Origin of the sequence: Micromonospora sp. NPDC051006 (assembly GCF_044456245.1) — a bacterium.
In the GTDB taxonomy this organism is placed as follows: domain Bacteria; phylum Actinomycetota; class Actinomycetes; order Mycobacteriales; family Micromonosporaceae; genus Micromonospora.
In genome coordinates, this window is the sequence record NZ_JBITFP010000015.1 from 1 (window position 1) to 8,735 (window position 8,735).

The window sequence follows — 8,735 nt, forward strand, 5'->3', positions numbered from 1 at the left end:
GTCGACGTCGCCCTGGAACTGCGCGACCTGCGCAGCGACGACCTGACCTTCCTGGGCAGCCCGAGCGCGGGCACCGGCATGCGCAGCGGCCAGAGCGTGGTGCTGCCCGACGCCGCCAAGGCGAAGGAGCTCTACCAGGCGGTCGCCCACGACACCGTGCAGCAGTACCTGACCTGATCACCGGGGCACGCAGGGCGTGCGGGGCCCGGTGCTAGCGGAGGTCGAGAACCAGGCCGGCGGTGGCGACGGCGATCTCACCGCCGTACTCGGCACCGGCCGCCGCTCGTGCGGCGGCGTGCTCCGTGCCCGGTCGGAGGTGGGTCAGCAGCAGGCGTCTCGCGCCGGCAGCCGCTGCCTGTCGACCCGCGTCACGCGCGCTCGACTGGTAGCCCTTCGAGTCCGCCGGCACCTCGTGCACATAGGTGGCCTCGGCGACCAGCAGGTCGGCCCCGCGGGCCAGCTCCACGACGTCGGGGCTCGGCCCGGTGTCGCCGGTGTACGCGAGCACCCGGTCACCCGCGGCCAGCCGCACCCCCGCGTTCGGCACCCAGTGCGGCAGCGAACGCGTGTCGGCGCGGAACGGGCCGATGTCGAGACGGTCGCCGGCGGTGAACTCGTGCAGCGCGTACGCGGCGTCCAGCATCCCGGGCCGGTCCAGCGCCAGCACCGCGTCCAACGCACCGGCGAGCGTGTAGACCGGCAGCGGCGCGGGTGGGTCGTCGCGCAGCGCACGGGCCCGCAGCAACGGGTTCAGATCGGCGCAGTGATCGGGATGCCCGTGGCTGACGAAGACCGCGTCGACCTCGTCCACGCTGAGCCGTTGCAGCAGCTGCGGCAGGATCGCGTAGCCGACGTCGACCAGCAGCCGGAAGCCGTCGTGTTCGACGAGGTAGCCACTGCACGCCTGGCCGGCCTCGGGCCACACCCCGCACCCGCCGAGAACGGTAAGCCGCATGCCGCGCACGTTACCGCCACGGCCGACCCCGCGGCGGGTCAGTGGATGCGGCGGCCGTGCGCGTCGGGCACCCCGGACTTGCGGAAGAAGTAGGTGTTGATCTGGTCGCGCCACTCGGCGGCGCCGCGCGACTGCTCGTCGAGGCGTTCGGTCACCCGCTCGTGGACGGCCGGGTCGACCAGGCCGGCGAGGCGTTCCCACCGCTGCCGCATCAGCGTCACCTGCTCGACCCCGGCGAAGTGGGTGTCGTAGATGTGCTGGATGACGGTGACCCCGCTGCGCAGGACGTGCCCGTACGGCACGTGGTGGAAGAAGAGCAGCGGCTCCTCGGGACAGCGTTCGCGCGACTCGTAGATCTCGTCCCGGCCATGCCCGCGGATGTGCCGGAAGCCGATGTCGGCCTGGATGAGCGCCAGCGAGTCCTGGTAGTCGCGGCGCCGGGCTCGTCGGCGACCTCGCGGCGCTGCTCACCACCGCCCCGTTCCTCTGCGACGTCCAGCGGGCCGTCGCGCTCACCGACGCCGCCGCGTACGGCGAGATCACCCGGTACCTCGCGGTGCATCGAGAGGCCGAGGCCGCGGCCCGGCACACCTTGTCCTACGTGGACGGGGTGACCGGCGTTGCACGTCCGGCGTCAGCTGCGCTGGCTCGGCTCGGTGCTGCGACCGGCTGCGGCATCCGTGCCACGCTGACGCTTCTGGGGGCATTCATGCTCTGATATCTCTCATGATCACTCCCACTCCCCTCATGAGCCTGGTCGCCGGCGTCTGGGGATTCAAGACCCTCGCGGTCGGCGTCGAGCTGGGGCTCTTCACCCGGCTCGCGAACGGACGGACCCTCACCGTCGCCGAGGCGTCGGCCGAGTTCGGGCTGCCCGAACGCCCGGCTGACCTGCTGCTGGCCGCGAGCGCCTCGCTCGGCCTGCTCGAGAAGGCCGGCGACGGTTACCGCAACTCCGAACTCGCCGAGCAGTTCCTGGTCGAGGGCCGCCCCTACTACTTCGGCGCCCAGGTCCGCTACTCCGACCTGCGCACCTACCTGCCCTGGCACCGCATCGCCGAGGCGCTGCGCACCGACCGGCCCCTCACCTGGGATCCGCAGCGCCAGCAGTCGATGTTCGACACCACCGACCCGGCAATGCTCGCGGAGTTCTGGGACGCGATGTACTCGACCTCCAGCTTCACCGCCCGCGCGCTGGCCGACGCGTACGACTTCGGCGTGCACCGGCGTCTGCTCGACGTCGGCGGTGGGGCGGGCGCCTTCCCGGTCGAGTTCTGTCGACGCCTGCCCGACCTGGCGGCGACCGTCCTCGACCTGCCGCACGTGTGCGTCCGGGCCCAGGAGCGGATCGCGGCGGCCGGTCTGACCGGGCGGATCGGCACGGTGGCCGGTGACTTCCTCGCCGACGCGGCGCTGCCCGACGGGCACGACGTGATCCTGCTCAGCATGATCCTGCACGACTGGGACGAGCCGACGAACCGGGCCCTGCTGGCCAAGTGTCACGCCGCGCTTCCGCCCGGCGGGACGGTCGTCATCTGCGAGCTGCTGCTCAACGACGAGCGCACCGGGCCGCCAGAGGCGGCGCTGATGGGCATGAACATGCTGGTCGAGACCGAGGGCGGCAAGAACTACTCCGGCGCCGAGTACCGCGCCTGGCTCGCCGACGTCGGCTTCGTCGACGTCCGCACCGTGCCGTTCGACGCTCCGGGCGCCAACGGCGCAGTGCTGGCCCGGCGGGCCTGACCGGGCCGGACCGCGGCCACTGACGACAGTCGCGTCCAGGTGACCGGTCACCTGGACGCGACTGTCCCCCGTTCAGCAGGTGGCGTTCAGGCCGGCCCAGTTGGCGCGGTCGTTGTAGCCACCGTCGCCCGCGTCGCCGACGACCAGGTCGAGCACCCGCACGCCGGACAGGTCGACGTCGACCTGGCGGATGTCCTCGCGGGTGAGCACGCCGCTGTCGAAGAGGACCCGGCCGTCACCGATCACCTGGAAGGTCGAGGTGGCCCCCTCCGGGCCGACGTTGCGGACCGCGTCGTCCAGGCCGACCACCGCGGTCAGTCGCGTGCACCGGTCACCGACGTAGTAGCGGACCGTGGAGGGCGAGGCGACCCCGAGCCCGGTCGGGTACACCTGGCCGAGCATGCTGATCGGCGTCCAGCCACCGACGCTGAGATCGACGGTCGGGCTCATCCAGCCGCTGGTGGCGCTGATCCAGGTGTGGTGCGACAGGACGACCTCGCCGTCCGGCGGCGCCGGCGCGACCACCAGGGTGGACACCGTCCGCTGGTTGAGCTGGCCGTGCCCGAGCGCCCGGTACGAGGTGGTGGCGGTCAGCGCCGCAGAACCGGGAGCCGCGGAGGCCGGCAGCGCCACCGTGAAGGCGAAAGTGGTCCGGCCGCCGGGGGTCAGCAGCTGGGGTGCCCGGCCGAGCGGCCGGACCGTCCAGCCGGCGGGCGTCGCGAGCGCGACCTTCGGCGTGAAGACCGGCAGCGAGCCGTCGTTGCGCACGACGACCTCGACCCGCGCCTCGTCGCCACCGGCGAGCACCGGCGCCGAGCCGTCCTGCGTCGGGGCACCACCGACCTGAGTGACCTCGGGCAGCCCGGCGGTCAGGTGCGGGACACCCGGCAGGCCGCGCGCCGGGCCGACCCGGAGCAGCGCCGCGCCATGTGCGGGCACCGCCGCGCTGATGGTGCCGGCGCTCTCGGTGACGCGGTCGGTCCAGGCGTTCCGGACGGTGAAGCGCGATCCGGAGAGGCCGAGCGAGGAGGCCTTCGTGGTCTGCGTCGTCGGGGTCTCGCCCCGGTTGAGCAGCACCACGGCCCGGTCACCGTTGGCGAGGCGCTTCACCCACGTCTCCGTCGTACCGGCCGGGCCGACCCGGACAGCCTGGACACCGGCCGGGTCCTGGTTGATCGCCAGCATGTCGGCGTCGGCGAGGATGTCGACGGAGGTCTGGCTGAGCTTGCGTACGTCGCTACCGATCACCAGTGGCGCGGCGGCCACCGACCAGAGCGACATCTGGGTACGGAACTCCTCGTCGGTCATGCCGAGTTCCGGCGCGACGTAGTCCGGGTCGTTGAAGTGGCCGGGCCCGGCGACCTCGGGGTGCCGCGCGTTCGCGTCGTAGTTGCGCAGCACGTCCTTGAACTTGATCTCCCCGACGAAGCCCACGTCGGTGTAGGTCCGCCACGACTGGGCGATCGCCGGCGCGTAGCTCCAGGAGTAGGTCGACTGCTGCTCCTCCGGGTAGTTGCCCCAGTCGGGCGAGGTCACCGGGTTGCACAGGTTGAAGATGATCTGACGGCCGCTGGCGTTGTTCCGCAGCGCCTGCGCGAACTCGGTGTAGACCGTCTTCGGGTCCAGGTTCGCGGCGATCCCGCAGAGGAAGTCGACCTTCACCGCGTCGAACTCCCACGCGGCGAACTGGTCCGCGTCGCGCTGGTAGTAGCCGCCACCACTGCCGAGGCCGCACTTGCCGGGGATGTACGGCCCGGCGTCGGTGTAGATGCCCGCCCGCAGGCCCTTGGCGTGGATGTAGTCCACCAACGGCTTCAGCCCGTCCGGAAAGCGCGTCCGGTCGGCCTGCAGGTCACCCTCGACCGTCCGCGGCTCCGGGTCCTGCCAGCCACCGTCGAGCCAGACGATGTCGTAGCCGGCCCGGGCCAGGCCGCGGGTCACCAGGGCGTCGGCGACCTCCTTCACAGACTCAGCGGAGAAGTTGCCTCCCAGGCCGAAGTAGGTGTTCCAGCCCTGGTAGGGCGTCGGGCTCAGCACCGGCGCCGAGGCCGCGTCGCGGACAGCGGCGGTCACCGGGGTGGCACCGGCGGGGGTGGCGGGCACTATCAGCAGACCGGCCGTGAGGGCCAGGGCGGTGAGCAGATGCCGTTTCACATCGGAATCCTTTGCTGCCGGGGGTGGTGGACGGGCGCACCGGCGCCGACGAACTCGCGCACCGGAACGGGAGGTGGGGGCGGAGCCGGGAGCACACCGCTCGTCCCGCTCCCGTCGGCCGGCTGGGCGCGCCGCCCGCTCGGTCCGACGTGGAGGCAGTGCGACTGCGGACGCGAGTCGAGGCGCACCGCGCCCCGAGACCTCTGCGGCACGTCCCCGTGAGGGGCTGCCAGATCAGTCATGCCCGCACTCCTGAGCTCTGTTTCCAGGATCTTGCATCCCGTTACGGCGAGGTGTCAATATTATTTCGTAAATTACGAGTTCTAGGCCGGCCCGCTTCCGTCCGATTCGGAGCGTGGGGGGGGCCGCCGGGGGCGGTCACGAGGCGTAAACGGGTCGGCACGACGCACCGGCGACAACCACAATGAACGCCGTGCAGAGATCAACACAGCTCCTGCTCGACGAACTCGACGTGCTGTCGTACCGGGAGCGGATGTCCGCGCTCGCGCGCCGGACCGGCGACCTCGCCGCCACCGGTGAGTTGCCGGGCGTGCTGGCGGATCTGCGCGGCGGGACGACCTACCACCGGTTCCTCGCGGTCACCGCCGGTCAGCTCGTCGGCGACCCGGAGGCGGTGCGGGCGGCGTTGGACGACCAGCACCTGCCCATCCGGGCGGTCGCGGTGAAGGCGGGCCTGCGTGCCGGCTGGCTCGCGGGTCCGGACCTGCTCGCCTTCGTGCGGACCGCGCCTGCTGACCTGCGCGCCCTGGTCTACCGGTCGCTGCGGCACCTGGGCCGCGGTGCGGTCGCGGACGGGCTGGTCGACGAGGTGCTGGAGCGCTTCGGTCCCACCGAGGCGGTCGCTCTGCTGCCCGCCTGCGGCCCCGACGCGGCCCGCCGGCTGCTACCGGCAGTCGAACACGCAGTGCAGAACTGGCTGCCCCTGGCCCGTCGCCACGGCGACGTGCTACTCGCACACGCCGAGGCGGTGTTGCCCGGCCTCGGTCCGCAGGAACGCTCCGGCTGGTGGTCGGCGCGCGTCAGGGGCATCCTGCTGGCCGGTCGCGGTCGACCGGACCGCGTGCTGGCGCTGCTCGAACGCCACGCCCCGGCCGATTTCCTCCCCGGCGACCTGGTCTGTTACGGCCACCTCGCCACCGCCGCGCCGCACCGGATGCTGGCGCTGCTGACCGCCCCGTCCCGGGCGGGCTGGATCTGTCACCAGTGGCTGCCGCCGGCGCTGCTGCGTCGGCTCGGCCGGCTGCCCCAGGCGGAGCTGGTGGAGCTGGGTCGGCGGGTACGCGGCCACAACAATTCGCTGGAGCGGCTGTTGGCGGCACTGCCGCCGGCGCGTCGCGGTCACCTGTACGACGCGGTGCTCGCGGACGTGGATCGGGCCATCGAGATTCCCGACACGGCGCTCGTGGAGGTGCTGCCCCGCGCCTGGCGGGAGCGGGAGGCCCGGCGCGTGCTCACCCTCGACCGGGTCCGCCGCGACGAGACGGCGGTACGCACCTGGAGCGCCTTCCTGTCCTGGCCCGAGGCGTCGCAGGCGCTCAGCCCGAGCCTGCGCGCGGCCGATGCGCCGGACCGGACAGCCGGGTACACGCTGCTCCTGGCCGCCGCGCGGCGCAGCGGCGACCCGAGCGCGGTGACCGAGGCGGTGCTCCGGTTGACCCGGTCGCGCAACGAGCAGGATCCGGTCCGCGCCGCGCTCCTGACGGAGCTGGCGGGTCTTGCCCGGTCGCTGCACGCCGGCTGCGTCGAGGCGCTGAACCAGCTCACCGTGGACGCGACCACCGGCCGCGACGCGTCCACCCGCACCCTCTCCGCGCTCGGCGCCCTCGTCGCCCGGGTGCTGAACCACCACATCGACGAGCCGGCCCTGCTGCGGTGGGCGCTGGACACCGTCGACCGGCTCTTCGGCGGTCGCCGGCTCCCGCCGCTGGAACGGTTCGACGAGACGCTGCGCCACGGCCAGGAGCAGCTGCTCTTCGCCCGGCTGCGCGGGTGGATCGAGGCGGGCGTCGCCCATGGCGAGTTCGACGTGTTGTTCGCGGTGACCCGGGCCCTGGGGCGGCGGGCCTGGCGGTTGCCCGAACTCCAGGAGCTGCTGCGCCGGTCGATCCGCCCCGGCGTCGTCTCCCACGTCGTCCGCACGGCCGCCGAGCTGTGGCTGGCCGACCCGAGAACCCGGGCGCAGCGGGTGGCGTACGTGCTGGACGCCGACAGCTCCACCATCACCTTTCCCCTGCTCTGGCGGACGGTCAGCGCCCGCCGCACCGACCTGCTCGACCAGGTGCTGCAGGATCCGCCACCGGCTGGGGCCTTCCTCACCGCGGGCACCCGCTGGATTCCGGGCAGGCCGGTGCACGCCGAGCGCTGGCTTCCCCGTCAACAGGCCGCCTTCGTCCGGTTGCAGGCCCGGCTCGCCGCCGACGCCGGCACCCCACTGCACGGTCGGACCACCGCCCTCCGGAACGCCGCGGCCGTGCCCGGCGCCGGTCGCGACCTGGTGCTGCGCTACGTCGACTCGCCGAACATCACCCTCGCCGAGGCCGCCCTGGGCGCGCTGCCGTGGACCGACCGGCCGGACGAGGCACTACCGCTGCTGCTGTCGCACGCCGCCGACGACCGCGCCCGGGTCAGCATGTACGCCGCCGGCCGCACTGCCCGCTTCCTCCGGCCGGACGACCTGCTGGCCCCGCTCTCCGCCGTGGCCCTCGGCCGAGGCAAGGTGACCAGCCGGAAAGCGGCGGTTCGGCTGCTCGGCCGCTTCGGCCCGCCGGAGGCGATGCCGGTGCTGCTCGCGGCGTGGCAGCAGACCGACCAGCATCGCGACGTCCGGGCGGCTGTCGTCGCGGCCGCCCGGGAGCGACTGCACGCCCCCGACAGCTGGACGATCCTCGAGCAGGCGATCCTCGGCGACCGCGCGGAGTCCCTGACCGTGCTGGCCACCCCACCGGAGCGGGTCGCCGCCCCCGACCGCCCCCGCTACGCCGCCCTCGTCGCGCTGGCCTGCACGAGCCCGGACCACCAGGTCAGCCGGTCCGCCTGGCCCCGACTCGCGCGCTGGATGCCCTGGGCGCCCGACGTCACCGACCTGGTCACCGCGGCGCTCACCGACCTGGGTGAGCAGCATGACTGGCCGTCGCCGTACCCGCTCGTACGCGCGCTGCTCGACCACCCGGAACGGCAGGAGCGCGACGTGCTCGCCGAGGCCCTGCGCACCCTGTTGCGCTTCGACGACGCCGACCCGGACCCGGGCGGTCCAGCGGCCGACCGGCCGGCCCGGCGACGGATCAGCGCCATCGTGGACGAGGCCGGAAACTGGGCCGGGACGGCAGGTCCGCAGGTCGACCGGGCACCGGCCCGCCAGGCAGCCGTTGAGCTGGGTCGGCACCCGGCGTACGTGGCCGAGGCGGCCGGGCTGCTCAGCGCGCTGCTACGGCTGGACGCGGTGACCTCGGGTCAGCTCGCAGCCGAGATCGTGCGGATCGCCGAGCTGGTCGACGGGCGACCGGTCCTCGCCGGCCGGTTGGCCGATCTCCTCGGTCGGCGGACGACGCGCTGGCGACCCACCTCGGTCGACCCGGCGCTGCTGCTCGACGCGGCCAGCCCCCTCGCCGAGCGCGGCGACCTCGCGACCGGCCTGTTCGCGGTGGCGCTGGCCCGCCACGGCAGGTCGCTCGGCTGGCCCGAACCCTGGCGGGATCTGCTCCGCGTCCTGCGCGGGCATCCCGTCGCCGACGTCCGCGACGCCGCTCTCGGCGTCTCGATGGCCGCTGCCTGACCCGACCCGGCTCAGGCAGCGGCGGGGGGGGGGGGGGGGCCCCCGGGGGGGGCGCCCCCCCCCCCGGGCCCACAGCCCCCGAGGGGAGCG

Annotated in this window: 6 protein-coding genes; 3 read left to right on the forward strand and 3 right to left on the reverse strand. The window is 73.6% G+C overall.

Annotated elements, in window-relative coordinates; all coding sequences use genetic code 11:
• Window positions 1-211: 211 nt before the first annotated feature.
• A complete protein-coding gene (locus tag ACIBBA_RS21675; protein ID WP_396699732.1) occupies window positions 212-955 on the reverse strand; it encodes an MBL fold metallo-hydrolase in 744 nt (247 codons plus the stop codon).
• A 38-nt stretch (window positions 956-993) separates the two neighbouring features.
• Window positions 994-1,371, reverse strand: a complete 378-nt coding sequence (locus ACIBBA_RS21680) for a hypothetical protein (RefSeq protein WP_396699905.1) — start codon at window positions 1,369-1,371, stop codon at window positions 994-996.
• Window positions 1,372-1,418: 47 nt separating this feature from the next.
• Here ACIBBA_RS21680 and ACIBBA_RS21685 point away from each other — a divergent pair, with 47 nt between their 5' ends.
• Both ACIBBA_RS21685 and ACIBBA_RS21690 read left to right on the forward strand, forming a co-directional pair.
• The gene (locus ACIBBA_RS21685) at window positions 1,419-1,673 is read left to right on the forward strand and encodes an acetylxylan esterase (protein ID WP_396699906.1); all 255 of its coding nucleotides are present in this window, start codon (window positions 1,419-1,421) and stop codon (window positions 1,671-1,673) included.
• Window positions 1,674-1,681: 8 nt separating this feature from the next.
• The gene (locus ACIBBA_RS21690) at window positions 1,682-2,698 is read left to right on the forward strand and encodes a methyltransferase (protein WP_396699734.1); all 1,017 of its coding nucleotides are present in this window, start codon (window positions 1,682-1,684) and stop codon (window positions 2,696-2,698) included.
• 72 nt (window positions 2,699-2,770) lie between these two features.
• Here ACIBBA_RS21690 and ACIBBA_RS21695 read toward each other — a convergent pair whose 3' ends face one another.
• Window positions 2,771-4,852, reverse strand: a complete 2,082-nt coding sequence (locus tag ACIBBA_RS21695) for an NPCBM/NEW2 domain-containing protein (RefSeq protein ID WP_396699736.1) — start codon at window positions 4,850-4,852, stop codon at window positions 2,771-2,773.
• A gap of 424 nt (window positions 4,853-5,276) precedes the next feature.
• On the opposite strand from ACIBBA_RS21695, the gene ACIBBA_RS21700 reads away from it, so the two are divergent.
• Window positions 5,277-8,645, forward strand: a complete 3,369-nt coding sequence (locus ACIBBA_RS21700) for a hypothetical protein (protein WP_396699738.1) — start codon at window positions 5,277-5,279, stop codon at window positions 8,643-8,645.
• Window positions 8,646-8,735 lie beyond the last annotated feature (90 nt).